Origin of the sequence: Mesorhizobium sp. L103C131B0 (genome assembly GCF_000502275.1) — a bacterium.
Taxonomy (GTDB): Bacteria; Pseudomonadota; Alphaproteobacteria; order Rhizobiales; family Rhizobiaceae; genus Mesorhizobium.
Genome location: NZ_AYXC01000022.1, coordinates 38,560 through 52,440 on the forward strand (window position 1 = coordinate 38,560; position 13,881 = coordinate 52,440).

General features: G+C 64.0%; 12 protein-coding genes. 5 read left to right on the plus strand and 7 right to left on the minus strand.

Annotated features, from left to right (window positions below; translation table 11 throughout):
• Positions 1 to 31: 31 nt before the first annotated feature.
• Positions 32 to 241 carry a hypothetical protein gene (locus X730_RS139020; RefSeq protein ID WP_023703422.1) on the plus strand — a complete coding sequence of 70 codons (210 nt, stop codon included), beginning with the start codon at positions 32 to 34 and terminating at the stop codon, positions 239 to 241.
• Positions 242 to 248: 7 nt separating this feature from the next.
• On the opposite strand, the gene X730_RS139015 is transcribed toward X730_RS139020, so the two are convergent.
• Together X730_RS139015 and galE are read right to left on the minus strand one after the other, a co-directional pair.
• On the minus strand, positions 249 to 1,499 hold the full coding sequence (locus tag X730_RS139015; RefSeq protein WP_023669653.1) for a D-amino acid dehydrogenase: 1,251 nt from the start codon (positions 1,497 to 1,499) through the stop codon (positions 249 to 251).
• 104 nt (positions 1,500 to 1,603) lie between these two features.
• Positions 1,604 to 2,599, minus strand: a complete 996-nt coding sequence (gene galE / locus X730_RS139010) for a UDP-glucose 4-epimerase GalE (RefSeq protein WP_023827392.1) — start codon at positions 2,597 to 2,599, stop codon at positions 1,604 to 1,606.
• Positions 2,600 to 2,878: 279 nt separating this feature from the next.
• Between galE and hemA the strand changes: the two genes are divergently transcribed.
• Positions 2,879 to 4,156, plus strand: coding sequence for a 5-aminolevulinate synthase (hemA, locus tag X730_RS139005; protein WP_023827393.1), 1,278 nt, complete (start codon positions 2,879 to 2,881; stop codon positions 4,154 to 4,156).
• A gap of 19 nt (positions 4,157 to 4,175) precedes the next feature.
• On the opposite strand, the gene X730_RS139000 is transcribed toward hemA, so the two are convergent.
• Both X730_RS139000 and mscL read right to left on the minus strand, forming a co-directional pair.
• Positions 4,176 to 5,342: a pyridoxal phosphate-dependent aminotransferase gene (locus X730_RS139000; protein ID WP_023827394.1), complete on the minus strand. Its 1,167-nt coding sequence runs from the start codon at positions 5,340 to 5,342 to the stop codon at positions 4,176 to 4,178.
• A 158-nt stretch (positions 5,343 to 5,500) separates the two neighbouring features.
• Complete coding sequence (mscL, locus tag X730_RS138995) at positions 5,501 to 5,920, minus strand: large conductance mechanosensitive channel protein MscL (protein ID WP_023688675.1); 420 nt, start codon at positions 5,918 to 5,920, stop codon at positions 5,501 to 5,503.
• A 251-nt stretch (positions 5,921 to 6,171) separates the two neighbouring features.
• On the opposite strand from mscL, the gene X730_RS138990 reads away from it, so the two are divergent.
• A complete protein-coding gene (locus X730_RS138990; RefSeq protein ID WP_023827395.1) occupies positions 6,172 to 9,675 on the plus strand; it encodes a PAS domain-containing hybrid sensor histidine kinase/response regulator in 3,504 nt (1,167 codons plus the stop codon).
• A 66-nt stretch (positions 9,676 to 9,741) separates the two neighbouring features.
• Here X730_RS138990 and X730_RS138985 read toward each other — a convergent pair whose 3' ends face one another.
• Both X730_RS138985 and X730_RS138980 read right to left on the minus strand, forming a co-directional pair.
• The gene (locus tag X730_RS138985) at positions 9,742 to 10,401 is read right to left on the minus strand and encodes a response regulator transcription factor (RefSeq protein ID WP_023688678.1); all 660 of its coding nucleotides are present in this window, start codon (positions 10,399 to 10,401) and stop codon (positions 9,742 to 9,744) included.
• Positions 10,402 to 10,518: 117 nt separating this feature from the next.
• Positions 10,519 to 10,947 carry a hypothetical protein gene (locus X730_RS138980; RefSeq protein WP_023726826.1) on the minus strand — a complete coding sequence of 143 codons (429 nt, stop codon included), beginning with the start codon at positions 10,945 to 10,947 and terminating at the stop codon, positions 10,519 to 10,521.
• Positions 10,948 to 11,052: 105 nt separating this feature from the next.
• Here X730_RS138980 and X730_RS138975 point away from each other — a divergent pair, with 105 nt between their 5' ends.
• Positions 11,053 to 11,403: a DUF952 domain-containing protein gene (locus X730_RS138975; RefSeq protein WP_023669645.1), complete on the plus strand. Its 351-nt coding sequence runs from the start codon at positions 11,053 to 11,055 to the stop codon at positions 11,401 to 11,403.
• Complete coding sequence (locus X730_RS138970) at positions 11,400 to 12,470, plus strand: quinone-dependent dihydroorotate dehydrogenase (RefSeq protein ID WP_023711402.1); 1,071 nt, start codon at positions 11,400 to 11,402, stop codon at positions 12,468 to 12,470. Before X730_RS138975 ends, X730_RS138970 begins: the two co-directional genes overlap by 4 nt.
• On the opposite strand, the gene X730_RS138965 is transcribed toward X730_RS138970, so the two are convergent.
• Positions 12,467 to 13,804, minus strand: a complete 1,338-nt coding sequence (locus X730_RS138965; RefSeq protein ID WP_023696686.1) for an MATE family efflux transporter — start codon at positions 13,802 to 13,804, stop codon at positions 12,467 to 12,469. The two genes, X730_RS138970 and X730_RS138965, sit on opposite strands and share 4 nt — an antisense overlap.
• Positions 13,805 to 13,881: the final 77 nt, after the last annotated feature.

A 13,881-nucleotide genomic window follows, 5' to 3' on the forward strand; every position in this document is an offset into this window, starting at 1 on the left:
ATGTGGGCACGTCTTTCGATCGGAGAGGCCGGTGACGCTGGTCGTTCATCATTTCGATGGTGAGTGGCAACTGACCTGCGGCGAACATGATCATCCTGCGGACTGTGGAGATTTCGAAGTTATCGGTCTCGGCCATTTGACCGCCAGGCAGGAAAACTTGGCACAGATTGGCCAGCTTGAGCGCGGATGGCTTGCCGAATGGGTGCACGGCGAATGGACTCCATGCCAACACGACGACTAGAGCTCCCTCAGTTCCCGTAGACCAGCCCTTGCGGGTCGATCTCCGGCTTGCGGCCGGCGACGAGGTCGGCCAGGAACTTGCCCGAGCCGCAGGCCATGGTCCAGCCGACATGGCCGTGGCCGGTGTCGAGGTAAAGGTTCTTGTATTTCGCCTTGCCGATGACCGGCACCGAGTTGGGCATCATCGGCCGCAGACCTGCCCACAACAGCGCCTTCTTCTCGTCGAAAGCGCCAGGGAAAAGGTCTTTGCCGGTGCTCAGCATGGACTTGAAGTCGCTGGGCTTGAAGCTGCGGTCGAAGCCGGTGAACTCGGCTGTCGAGGACATGCGCAGGCGGTTTCCGAGCCTGGAGTAGCCAACCAGCCGGTCCTCGTCGGCGCCGCCCATGGTCGGTCCCTTGCTCTCGTCCTCCAGCGGGATGGTCGCGCTATAGCCTTTAACCGGATAGACGGGCAGGTCGATACCGTAGCGGCGACCGATCAGGCCGCTCTCGGGGCCCATGGCGATGACGACGGCGTCGCCCGTCACCGGGCCGGCCGATGTCATGACCGCACGTACCCAGTCGCCCTCTATGTCGAGCCCCTCGACCGTGGTGTCGAACAGGAATCTGACGCCAAGCTTTTCGGCAGCATAGGCGGCGAGCCCGTCGACGAATATCCTGGAATCCCCGGTCTGGTCGATCGGCGAATAAACGCCGCCGGCGATCTTTTCCTTCACGCCCGCGAGCCCGGGCTCAAGTTCGACCAGCCGGTCGCGGCCCACGATCTCGATCGGCAGGCCATGCTTCGCCAGAAACTGGTAGTTGTCGGTGCCGGTGTCGAGGCTGTGCTGCGAGCGGAAGAAATAAAGAATGCCCTTCTTGCGCTCGTCATAGTGGATGCCGGTGGCGTCGGAGAGCGCGTTGATGCAGTCGCGCGAATAGAGCGCCAGGCGCAGTTTGACCTGGCTGTTGGCGCGCAGGCGCGCCACCGTGCACTGGCGCAGGAAGCGCAGGCTCCAGGCGAGGAAATAAGGATCGAAGCGCAGCCTGACCTTGATGCCGAGATCATGGTTCCAGAGCGCGCGCAGGAAGGTCTTCAGCGCCGCTGGCGAGGCCCAGGCGGTGGCGTCGCCCGGCGACACCAGACCGGCATTGGACTGGCTGGTGCCGCGCGCCGGCGCCGGATGGCGCTCGATAACGGTGACCTCATGGCCGTCGGCGGCCAGATAATACGCGGCCGCGGTGCCGACAACACCGGCTCCAAGCACCGTTATCTTCATGCCACCCCCCAAATCTCTTCGCGGCGCAGCGCCTCCACGCCGCATCGCCAATGCCTTCAATAGCGCTTCGCCGCGCGCCTTGCGAGCCCTCGGAAGTGCCCGGCTCAGCCCCGCGCGGAGTTCTTGCCGGTGAGGATACGCTCCCAGGCGAGCGCATCGGCGACGATCTGGTCGAGGTCGTCGCGTTGCGGGGTCCAGCCGAGTTCGGCGCGTGCAAGGTCCGAATTGGCAACCACGGCGGCGGCGTCGCCGGGGCGCCGGTCGCCCATCTTGACCTCGAAATCCCGGCCGAAGGCGCGCCGCACGCTGTCGATGACCTCGAGCACCGAATAGCCGTGGCTGTAGCCGCAATTGGCGACGAGGCTGCCGCCGCCGGCGCGCAGGCGCTGCAGCGCCAGCCGGTGCGCCGCAGCCAGGTCGCTGACATGGATATAATCGCGCATGCAGGTGCCGTCCGGCGTCGGATAATCGGTGCCGAACACCTGCATGAAGGGGCGTTTGCCGAGCGCGGTCTCGCAGGCGACCTTGATCAGATGCGTGGCGCCAGGCGTCGACTGCCCCGTCCGGCCCCTGGGATCGGCGCCGGCGACGTTGAAGTAGCGCAGCGCCGTGTAGCGCAAGGGATGCGCAAGCGCTGCATCGCGCAGCATCCATTCGCTCATCAGCTTGGACTGGCCGTAGGGCGATTCCGGCGCCAGGCGGGCATCCTCACGCACCGGCTCCATGCCGGCGCCGCCATAGACGGCGGCGGTCGAGGAGAAGATGAAATGCGGCACGCCCTCGCGCACCGCGGTTTCGATCAGCGTGCGGGTCTTGGAGGTGTTATTCTCGTAATAAGCGAGCGGGTCGGCAACCGACTCCGGCACCACGATGGAACCGGCGAAGTGGATGATCGCGTCGACCTTGTTATCCCGGATGATCTGGCCGACCAATTCCCTATCGGCGACATCGCCGACGACCAGCTTGGCCTCCGGCGCCACCGCCCATTCGAAGCCCGTGGAAAGGCGGTCGAGAACGACGACGCTCTCGCCGGCATCCAGCAGTTCCCAGACCATGTGGCTGCCGATATAGCCGGCGCCGCCCGTTACCAAAACCGTCATCCGCGTCCTCTTTTACTCGTAATTTGTCGGAAACTGTCTCAATCACCGCCTTACTGGAAAGCCTGCGGCGAGGCCATTAGAAACGCCTGAATGTTAAATCCGTAACAGTCTCACCGGCCTGTGGCATCGTACGGACACAAAATTGATCCACATCAAGGGAATAGGCCACGATCTGGCATCGTTAGGAACAGGCTTGGGGCGTGGCATTTTGACCAAAACGGCCCGGTGGACGACGAATGGGCCAACGATTATGATCCCGCGCAAAACTGGGAAGGCGACATGAACTATCAGCGGTTCTTCGAGGAAGCGATCGACCAGCTCCACGCCGAGCGGCGCTACCGGGTTTTCGCCGATCTCGAGCGCATTGTCGGCAAGTTTCCGCGCGCCATCTGGCGTTCAAACGGCCGCGCCGAGGAAATCACCGTCTGGTGCTCCAACGACTATCTCGGCATGGGCCAGAACCCCGATGTCATTGCCGCTTTCCAGAACGCGGCCGGCAAGATGGGTTCGGGCGCCGGCGGCACCCGCAACATTTCCGGCACCTCGAACCCGTTGGTCGAACTCGAGCTGGAACTGGCCGACCTGCACGACAAGGAAGCCGCGCTCGTCTTCACCTCCGGCTTCGTCTCCAACGAGGCCTCGATCTCAACCATTGCGCGGCTTTTGCCCAATTGCCTGATCATTTCGGACGAGCTCAACCATGCCTCGATGATCGAAGGCGTACGGCGCTCGGGCGCCGAAAAGAAGATTTTCCGCCACAACGACGTCGCGCATCTCGAAAGCCTGCTGCAGGTCGCGGGCCGCGAACGCGCCAAGCTGATCGTGTTCGAGAGCGTCTATTCGATGGATGGCGACATCGCGCCGATCAAGCAGATCGTCGAGCTCGCCGAACGCTACAACGCCATGACCTATATTGACGAGGTCCATGCCGTCGGCATGTACGGACCGCGCGGCGGCGGCATCACCGAGCGCGAGGGGCTGGCCGACCGCATCGACATCATCGAAGGCACGCTGGCCAAGGCGTTCGGCACGCTGGGCGGCTATATCGCCGGCAACAGCGCCGTCATCGACGCGGTGCGCTCCTATGCGCCGGGCTTCATCTTCACCACGGCGCTGCCGCCGGCCGTCGCCGCCGCCGCCACCACGTCCATCCGCCACCTCAAGCGCTCGCAGGCCGAGCGCGATGCGCAACAGCACCAGGCGTCGCGGACCAAGGAGGTTCTGTCTGCAGCTGGCCTGCCGGTGATGGAATCGCCGACACACATCGTGCCGGTGCTGGTCGGTGACCCCGAACTCTGCAAGATGGCCAGCGACCGTCTGCTCGGCGTGCACGGCATCTACATCCAGCCGATCAACTATCCGACCGTGCCGCGCGGCACCGAGCGGCTGCGCATCACGCCGACGCCGTTCCATACCGATGCGCTGATTGCGGGATTGCAGGACGCGCTGGTCGAGACATGGGATGCGCTGGGCATTCCCTATGGCTCCGCAGGGCGGCCCACTGTCACCAAGAGCGACCGGATTGTGCCGCTGCTGGTGCCGAAGTCGGGCGGCTGAAGCCGCCGCCCATTTAACCTCAAACCGTCCTCATCCATCCCGCCAGCCGGTGTGCCGCTTCCTCGAGCTGGTCGAGGCGGCGGTGGAAGCACAGGCGCAAAAACGCCTCTCCACCAGGGCCGAAGGCGGTGCCCGGCGCGAGGCCGACATTGGCCTTGTCGACAATGTCGAAAGCGGCCCGGCGCGGATCGGTGATGCCGTCTACCGTGAAGAACAAATAGAACGCGCCTTGCGGCACGGTGAAGCGCGCTTTGCCGGTTGCGCCGAGAATATCGCAGACCAGGTCGCGCGCTTTCCTGGCGCGCTCCACCTGCTCGACGATGAAGGCATCACCGTGGTCCAGCGCCGCGACGGCGCCGCGCTGCATGAACTGGGCGACGCCTGAGGTCGAATACTGGATCAGGTTCTCGAACACCTGCTGCAGCTCGGGATGGGTCTTGATCCAGCCGACGCGCCAGCCGGTCATCGCCCAGTTCTTGGAAAAGGAGTTGACGAACAGGATGCGGTCTTCCGCGGTCGAAATGTCGAGGAAGCACGGCGCACGGCCGTGGCCGTAGTGGAACAGCGAATAGATCTCGTCGGCGATGATCCACAGGCCCTTTTGGCGGGCGAGATTCAGGATCGCCTGCAGCGTTTCCTTATCGGCCGTCCAGCCGGTGGGGTTCGATGGCGTGTTGACGAACAGCGCCTTGGTGCGCGGCGTGACCGCGGCTGCAATCTTGTCGACATCGCAGGACCAGCCATTGCCCGACTGGTCGAGCGTGACCGCAACCGGGGTAGCGCCGGAAATACCGGCGGCGGCGGCGAAATTCGGCCAGGCCGGGGAGAGATAGACCACCTCGTCGCCGCTGCCGGCGACCGCGGCTAATGCCAACTGAATGGCATGCATGCCGGAACCGGTGGCGATGAATTCCTCTTCGGCGAAGCTCTTGCCGAAATGCCTGGCATAGTAGCGAGAAAGCGCTTGCCTCAGCTCCGGAATGCCTTTCTGCCAGGTATAGAAGGTCTCGCCATTGGCGAGCCCCTTGGCGGCGGCTTCCGAAATGAAGGCAGGCGTCGGCAAATCGCCTTCACCGGCCCAGAGCGGGATCATGCCCTCGCGCGTACGGCCGTAATTGACGACGGCGACAATGCCGCTTTCGGGGGCGGCCACCGCTTCGGCGCGCAAGCTATCGATCAGGGTCATGAACAGGTCCGTTTTGATGTCTGCTTTGATGCATCTCATTATCCAGAACCGCTGCGCACTTATGGGCGACATGCATTGGCGGATGCTGTTAGCAGATGCGGCAACAGAAAACCCCGGCCGCGAACGACCGGGGTTTTGGTCCAGAAATCTGGCCTTGTCTATTTCCTGGCGAGGAGATCGCGAATTTCGGTGAGCAAAGCGACGTCGGCCGGTGGCGGAGGCGCAGGTGCGGCCGGCTTCTCGCGCTCGAGCCGCTTGCGCATGTTGTTCACGGCCTTGACCATCAGGAAGATGATGAAAGCCAGGATGACGAAATTCAGCGCCACGGTGATAAAATTGCCGTAGGCGAACACCGCGCCTTCCTTACGCGCGTCGGCAAGATTGGTCGAATGCACTGTTGATGAGAGGCCTATGAAGTAGTTGGAAAAGTCGACGCCACCAAGTGCGCCGATGAAAGGCATGATGATGTCGTTGACAAGAGAATCGACGATCTTGCTGAAGGCCGCGCCGATGATGACGCCGACCGCAAGGTCCATCACATTTCCTTTGGAAATGAATTCCTGGAATTCTTTCAGCATTCGACCCTCCTTGTCATGACGGACCGCGCTGCCGCCGTCCCTCCGGCGTCGGCCCGTGCGCACCATAACAAAAACCTGCGGTTGCAACAGAAGCAAAAGCTGGAAAACACCGCTTTCTCCTTACCTTGGTTCACGGTTCGACAGGGCAGGGTCGCGACCATGCGCCGAAAGCCGCGATGGACTTGACCTTAGAGCTGTGATTGCCTCTGGGCAGGCCGGGGTGAAAGCTGGCCGAGGAGGATTTTCGGGCCGTGCAGGGCTGGTTCATCGTCATCATTGCGGTCGCCTATGTGACGCTGCTGTTCGTCATCGCCAGCCTCGGCGACCGGCGTTCAACGGCGTTGGGACCCGGCCGCGCCCGGCCCTTCATCTATGCGCTCAGCCTCGCCATCTACTGCACCTCCTGGACCTTCTTCGGCTCGGTCGGCCTGTCGTCCGAACGCGGCCTCGAATTTTTGGGCATCTACACCGGGCCGGTGCTGGTGTTCGTGTTCGGCTTTCCGCTGCTCAATCGCATCGTGCGGCTGGCCAAGAGCGAGAAGATCACCTCGATCGCCGACTTCCTCGGCGCGCGCTACGGCAAGAGCTTTGCCGTCTCGGCGATCGCCACGCTGATCGCCACCATCGGCGCGGTGCCCTATATCGCACTGCAACTGAAGGCGATCTCCGGTTCGGTCGGCCTGATGGTCGAGCATTATACGGGATCGCCGCCCTCCTTCGATCCCTTCGTCAGCGACATCTCGCTGGTGGTGGCCATGCTCTTGGCGCTGTTTGCGGTGCTGTTCGGCACCCGCCATGCCGACGCCACCGAGCACCAGGACGGGCTGGTGCTGGCGGTGGCGGTCGAAACCGTGGTCAAGCTCGCCGCCTTCCTGGCGATCGGCCTGATGGTCACCTTCCTGATCTTCGGTGGCCCGGGCGACATGATCGACAAGCTGGCCGAAAACAGCCAGGTGCGGCAAGCCATGGGCTACAACACCTCGCTCGCCACCTGGCTGGTGCTGACTTGCCTGAGCGGCTTTGCCATCATCATGCTGCCGCGCCAGTTCTACGTCACCATCGTCGAGAACCGCGGCGAGGCCGAACTGCGCACCGCGACCTGGGTGTTCCCGCTCTATCTCGTGGCGATAAACCTGTTCGTGCTGCCGATCGCCTTCGCCGGCCTGGCGCTGGTCGGCACCAAAACCACCAGTGACCTCTATGTGCTGGCGCTGCCCTTGTTCGGCGGCCATGACTTCCTCGCCATGGCCGCCTTCATCGGTGGGCTGTCGGCGGCGACCGCCATGGTGATCGTCGAAAGCGTGGCGCTGTCAATCATGATCTCCAACGACCTCGTCATCCCGCTGTTCCTGCGCCGCCTGCTCAAGACCACGACCTCGGAGAATGAGGATTGGTCGACGCTGATCCTCAACGTGCGCCGCGGCGCCATCTTCATCCTGTTGTTCATTGCCTTCCTCTACTACCGCGAAAGCACCAACTCGGCGCGGCTGTCGTCGATCGGCCTGATGTCGTTCGCGGCAATCGCCCAATTCGCGCCGGCGCTGATCGGCGGGCTGATCTGGCGCGGCGCCAATGGCCGCGGCGCGGCCCTTGGCATGGTCGCCGGCATCCTCGTCTGGGGCTATACGCTGCTTTTGCCGTCGCTCTCGGCAGCCGACGCGGACATCGTCGTGCAGGGGTTGTTCGGTTTCGAGGCGCTGCGGCCGCAGGCTCTTTTCGGCACCGTCGCCGAACCGTTGAACCACGGCGTGCTCTGGAGCCTGTCGGTCAACACGCTGTTCTTCGTGCTCGGCTCGCTGTCGCGCGCGTCAGTACCGCTGGAGCGTATCCAGGCGTCGATCTTCGTGCCGCGCGAATCCGGCCCGATGCCCAGCCTGCGCCGCTTCCGCACCGCCATCACCGTCAACGTGCTGAAAGACACCATCTCGCGCTACCTCGGCGTCGAGCGCACCGAGCGCTCCTTCCAGTCCTTCGAAAAGAGCACTGGCGTCTCGCTGCACGGCAATGAGCAGGCCAGCATGGATGTCATCCGCTTTTCCGAGCAGCTGCTGGCGAGCGCGGTCGGCTCGTCTTCGGCGCGGCTGATCCTGTCGCTGCTGTTTCGCCGCAACGACCGCGAGTCCAAGGACGCCTTTCGCCTGCTCGACGACGCCACCGAAGCGCTGCAGCACAATCGTGACCTGCTGCAGATCGCGCTCGACCAGATGGAACAGGGCATCACCGTCTTCGACCGCGATTTCCGCCTGATCTGCTGGAACAGACAATATCGCGCGCTGTTCGACCTGCCCGACGAGATGGGCCAGGTCGGCGTCTCGCTCGACCGCATCCTGCGCCACCTCGCCGAGCGCGGCGATATTCCGGCCGACCAGCGCGTGGCGATGCTCAACCGGCTGACCAGTTTCGTCAGCCCGTGGCAGATGGAGTTGAAGACCAGCGGCCGCATCCTCGAACTACGCTCAAACCCGATGCCGGACGGCGGAATCGTCGCCACCTATGCCGACATATCAGGACGCGTCGAACAGGATTTGGCGCTGAAGCGGGCCAATGAATCGCTGGAGCAGCGGGTCAAGACGCGCACCATCGAACTGACTAGAGTCAACGAGGAGTTGACCCGGGTCAATGAGGAGCTGGCGCAGGCGCAGATGCTGGCCGAGGAGGCTAATCTGGGCAAGACGCGCTTCCTCGCCGCCGCCGGCCACGACATCCTGCAGCCGCTGAACGCCGCCCGTCTCTACTGCTCGTCGCTGATCGAAAAGGCCGGCAAGGGCCCGGCCGGGGAGGCTGCTATCAACATCGAATCCTCGCTCGAATCGGTCGAGACGATCCTGGGCGCCGTGCTCGACATTTCCCGCCTCGACGCCGGCGCGATGAAGCCGGACGACAGCGCCTTCCGCCTGGACGGGCTGCTGCGCCAGATCGGCAATGATTTTCAGCCGCTCGCCGCCGAAAAGAAACTCGATCTGACGATCATAGCCTCGTCGCTCAGCGTGTTGACGGACCGCAACCTGCTGCGCCGGCTGATCCAGAATCTGGTCTCCAACGCCATCAAATACACCCCCCATGGCCGCATCCTGGTCGGCGTGCGACGGCGCGGCGAACTCGCCGAAATCCAGGTGATCGACACTGGCATCGGCATTGCCGGCGACAAGCTGAACACGGTCTTCAACGAGTTCACCCGGCTGGACGAAGGCGTGCGCGAGGCCGAAGGTCTCGGCCTTGGCCTGTCCATCGTCGACCGCATCGCGCGGGTGCTGCGGCTCGAGATCCAGATCTTTTCCAACCCGGGCAAGGGTACGCGCTTTTCCGTTATCCTGCCGGTTGCGGCGGTTGAGGCGCCGCGGCGCGAGGTCGAGCCGAAGGCGCCTGCCCGCACCGCGAATTCGCTGGCCGGCCTGCGCGTCATGTGCATCGACAACGACGCCCGCATCCTCGACGGCATGCGGCTTCTGCTCGAGGGCTGGGGCTGCAGCATCGGCACGTTTTCGGGTTCGGAGGATTTCGCGAAGGCCGATCGTCCCGACATCGTGCTTGCCGACTATCATCTCGATGGCAGAAGCGGCCTCGACATCATCGCCCGCCTGCGTGACATCCATGGTTCCGACCTGCCGGCCGTGCTGGTCACCGCCGACCGCTCCACCGAGGTCCGTGCCGCTGCCGCCGCGCTCGACGTGCCGGTGATCAACAAGCCGCTGAAGCCGGCGGTGCTGCGTTCGATGATGGCAAGGGTCAGGCCGCTGGCGTCCGCGGCCGAGTAGAGTTTCTATCTTTTTGTTTTACGCAATTCCCAAGGGAAAGCGCTACGCACTTTTCCTGGAATAGCTTTAGCCCGCCGGCTGCAGCGGATCGCTGCCGATCTTGGACAGCTGGATCACCGCCTGGGTGCGGCTGTCGACGCCGAGTTTCTGCAGGATGGCCGAGACATGCGCCTTTACAGTCGCTTCGGAGACGCTGAGCTCGTAGGCGATCTGCTTGTTGAGCAGGCCTTCGGCCAGCATGCCGAGGACACGCGTCTGCTGCGGCGTCAGCGCCTGCAGCCGCTTGATCAGGTCGGATATTTCGGGGTCGCGCTCGACGCCGAGGTCGATGCCGACGGGCGCGGCGATATCGCCTGCCAGCACCGATTGCACAGCGCTGCGGATTTCCTCCATGCTGGCCGATTTGGAGATGAAGCCGGATGCGCCGAGATCGAGCGCACGCCGGATGGTCACCGGGTCGTCATGCGCCGACACCACCACAAGGGGCACCGCCGGGTGGATGCCGCGCAGCGCGATCAAGCCGGACAGGCCGCTGGCGCCCGGCATCGACAGATCGAGCAGCACGAGGTCGACATCCTCATGGGCCACGACCAGCGCCTTGGCGCTTTCGAAATCGCCGGCCTCGTGAATGGCGGCGACATCGCCGACGCCGGCAAGCGCCTCTTTCAAGGCGCCGCGGAACAGCGGATGGTCGTCGGCAATGACGAAGGTGTAGCCCGACGGCAAATGTTCCTCCCCAAATCCCTTATTGATTATCGGCTTTTACGGGACCGGACGATTATGCGGCGAAGCGCTTTGTTTCAAGCGGCAATGGCCGGACGGGGCATTTCCCCGCCGGGCAGTTCAGGTCTTTTTCGAATTGAGATTGGCGCCGTCATCCTTGTCCATCTCCTTGACGATGCCCATGAAGCCACGCAGCATGCGCTCCATATAGCTCATCGTCTTGTCGAAATCCTCTTCGCTCGGCAATTTCGACTCGAGACGGGCCGACAGCGAATTCTCCAACCTGGCGACGCGTTCGTCCATGGCCTTCATCGAGGCCTGCAAACGCTCGACCTCGTCCTGGAAGGCGGCGCGTTCGTCGGCCGCCATCTTGCAGACGAGCTGGCCGGAGCGCTCCTCGCAGATCGACATGGCGCCGGTCCGGGTGTCCATGCGGACATAGCCGTTGGCCGATTTTTCCAGCCGGTAGCGGTCGGTCTCTTCGGACCAGGCCGATGCCGCAACCAGCGAGACCAGTGCGGCGGGGATCAGTATGTGCTGCAGACGCATGTTCCATCCTCCACGAGCCAGTATGCGCAACCTATCACAGCTTTGCGCCGTAAATGCGGACGAGTTGCCCTTCCCCGCATGATCGGTTCGGATTATAGCGCAACCATGTCTCAGATTATCTACAAGATCGCGCCCGAAGCGCTTTGGCGCGAGGCCGAGAAAAACGGCCGTTTCACCGGCGCTCCGATCGATATCGCCGACGGCTTCATCCATTTCTCCACCGCTGATCAGGTCAGGGAGACGGCGGCGAAGCATTTCGCCGGCCAGATGGATTTGCTGCTGATCGCCATCGACGGGGCGCTGCTCGGTGACGCGCTGAAATACGAGGTCTCACGGGGCGGCGCGCTGTTCCCGCATCTCTATGGCGTGCTCGATATGAGCGCCGTGCTGTGGGTGCGGCCACTGCCGCTCGGGGCCGACGGCGCCCATCAATTCCCGGCGCTGGAGGCCGAATGATCGTGTTCGATCGCATCGGCCAGAAACTGCTGTTCACCTTCGATCCGGAAACGGCGCATGGCATGTCGATCGCGGCGCTGCGATGCGGTCTGCCGGTCGGCGCGCGGACGGTGCGCGACGACAGGTTGAAGCTCAGCCTCTGTGGCATCGCCTTCCCCAATCCGCTCGGCATGGCCGCAGGCTACGACAAGAACGCCGAGGTGCCCGACGCGCTGCTTGGCCTCGGCTTCGGCTTTGCCGAAGTCGGCACCGTGACGCCGCTGCCGCAGGCCGGCAATCCGAAGCCGCGCATTTTCCGGCTGACTGAGGATGATGCGGTGATCAACCGCCTGGGCTTCAACAATGAGGGCCACGAGGCGGCGGAAAAACGCCTTGCCGCGCGCCAGGGACGCGGCGGCATTGTCGGCGTCAACATCGGCGCCAACAAGGACAGCGCCGATCGTGTCCGTGACTATGAGTTGGGCGTTTCCCGTTTTGCGAAATACGCCAGCTATCTCACCGTCAACATCTCGTCGCCCAACACGCCCGGCCTGCGCACCATGCAGGCGCGCGAACAGCTCGGCGAACTGTTGTCTCGGGTCATGTCGGTGCGTGCAGCAGCTTCGGCGCAGCCGCCCCTCTTCCTCAAGATCGCGCCCGATCTGGTCGAGGCCGAGCTTGAAGACATCGCCGCCGAAGTCAGCGAGAAGCAGATTGACGGCGTCATCGTCTCCAACACGACGCTGGCGCGAACCGGATTGCGTAGCGCCACCAGCGAAACCGGCGGGCTCTCCGGCAAACCGCTGTTCGAGCGTTCGACCATCGTGCTGGCCAAGATGCGCAAATTGCTCGGGCCGGAGCGCGCCATTATCGGCGTCGGCGGCGTCGATTCGGCCGAGAACGCGCTGGAGAAAATCCGCGCCGGCGCCGATCTCGTCCAGCTCTACACCGGCATGATCTATGCCGGGCCGGCGCTGCCGGGGCGCATCCTTGCCGGGATGGTGCGATTTGCCGACAAGGAGCGGCTGAAATCATTGCGCGAACTGCGCGACAGCCGGCTCGATCAGTGGGCTGCCAGGCCGCTCTAAAACGCCGTGCGCAACCGGAGCCGCAGGATGGCCAGCAGGCTGAAGCCGCGCACCAGCAGGAAAACGTGCAGCGCCGCCCACAGGCCGTGATTGCCGAGAGACGGCGCCAAGCTGAACAATGCGGCGCTGAAGGCCAGGAACGACACCAGCATCATGTTGCGCATGTCGCGCGACCAGGTAGCGCCGATGAAGACGCCGTCCATCTGGAAGGCCAGCACGCCGCTCAGCGGTGTCAGTGCCGCCCACGGCAGATAGATGTCGGCAACAGCACGAACATCCGGCGACGTGGTGATCAACGAAATCAGGCCGGCGCCGCCGAGCCAGAAGATCAGCGTGGCGGTTCCGGCGAGGCCGAACCCCCAGAATAAGGTCAGACGTACCGCCCGGCGGAACGCCGTCTCGGCACGTGCGCCGATCGCGCGTCCCGCCAACTGTTCGGCCGCGGTGGCGAAACCGTCGAGAAAATAGCCGGCGACGAGGAAGAAGTTCATCAGCACGGCATTGGCGGCCAGCGTCAGCGTGCCGAACTGCGCGCCCTGGCGGGTGAACAGCGCGAAAGCGGCGAGCAGCGAGAACGAGCGGATCATGATATCGCGGTTGAGCGACAGCATGCGCAGGAAAGCGGGCATGTCGAGCAGGCGATGCCGCGGCAGGCGGGGTGCGGCCCGGAAGCGCCAGACAACGATGGCGAGACCCAGCAGCATGGCCAGACATTCGCCGGTGACGGTCGCCCAGGCCACGCCGGCGACGCCCCAGCCAAGCTTCAGGCCGAGCAGGATGCAAAGCACGATGTTGATGCCGTTGAGCACCGCCTGCAGCATCAGCCCAAGCCCGCCCTCGCCGCGTCCAAGGACATAGCCGAGGATGGCGTAGTTGATCAGCGTGAAGGGGGCGGCGAGCATTCTGATGTGGATATAGACGCCCATCGCCTCGCCGACGCGCGCTTCGCCGCCGATGAATTTCTGGCCGGCGATGGCAATCAGCGGCGCAAGGACGACAAGCACGATGCCGGCGGCGACCGCGATCAGCACGGCGCGCCAGAACACCGCCTGCTCCTCCAGTTCGTCGCCGCGCCCAAACGCCTGGGCGACGAGGCCGGTGGTACCGGAGCGCAGGAAATTGAAGGTGCTGAAGACCACGTCGAAGACCAGCGCCCCGGCCGCCAGGCCGCCGAGCAGGGCGGCATCGCCGAACTGCCCGACCACCGCCGTGTCGACGATGCCGAGCAGCGGCGTCGTCAGATAGGCGAGCGTCATCGGCACGGCGATGGCGAGCACCGAACGGTTGGTGACGGCGAAGGGTCTCGCGTCGGCTGGGATTGCACCCGTGTCCAGGGGACTGCTGCCTTGCTGATTGCGGCTTGATCGAACAGCCGATGTGCCCCATTTTCCGGCCACCGCGCAATCACTCT

Bases quoted from the DNA above. Each gene is read 5' to 3' on its own strand.
- X730_RS139015 (WP_023669653.1), bottom strand. From the start codon at position 1,499: ATGAAGATAACGGTGCTTGGAGCCGGTGTTGTCGGCACCGCGGCCGCG.
- X730_RS138975 (WP_023669645.1), top strand. From the start codon at position 11,053: ATGTCTCAGATTATCTACAAGATCGCGCCCGAAGCGCTTTGGCGCGAG.
- hemA (WP_023827393.1), top strand. From the start codon at position 2,879: ATGAACTATCAGCGGTTCTTCGAGGAAGCGATCGACCAGCTCCACGCC.
- X730_RS138970 (WP_023711402.1), top strand. From the start codon at position 11,400: ATGATCGTGTTCGATCGCATCGGCCAGAAACTGCTGTTCACCTTCGAT.
- X730_RS139000 (WP_023827394.1), bottom strand. From the start codon at position 5,342: ATGACCCTGATCGATAGCTTGCGCGCCGAAGCGGTGGCCGCCCCCGAA.
- mscL (WP_023688675.1), bottom strand. From the start codon at position 5,920: ATGCTGAAAGAATTCCAGGAATTCATTTCCAAAGGAAATGTGATGGAC.
- galE (WP_023827392.1), bottom strand. From the start codon at position 2,599: ATGACGGTTTTGGTAACGGGCGGCGCCGGCTATATCGGCAGCCACATG.
- X730_RS138980 (WP_023726826.1), bottom strand. From the start codon at position 10,947: ATGCGTCTGCAGCACATACTGATCCCCGCCGCACTGGTCTCGCTGGTT.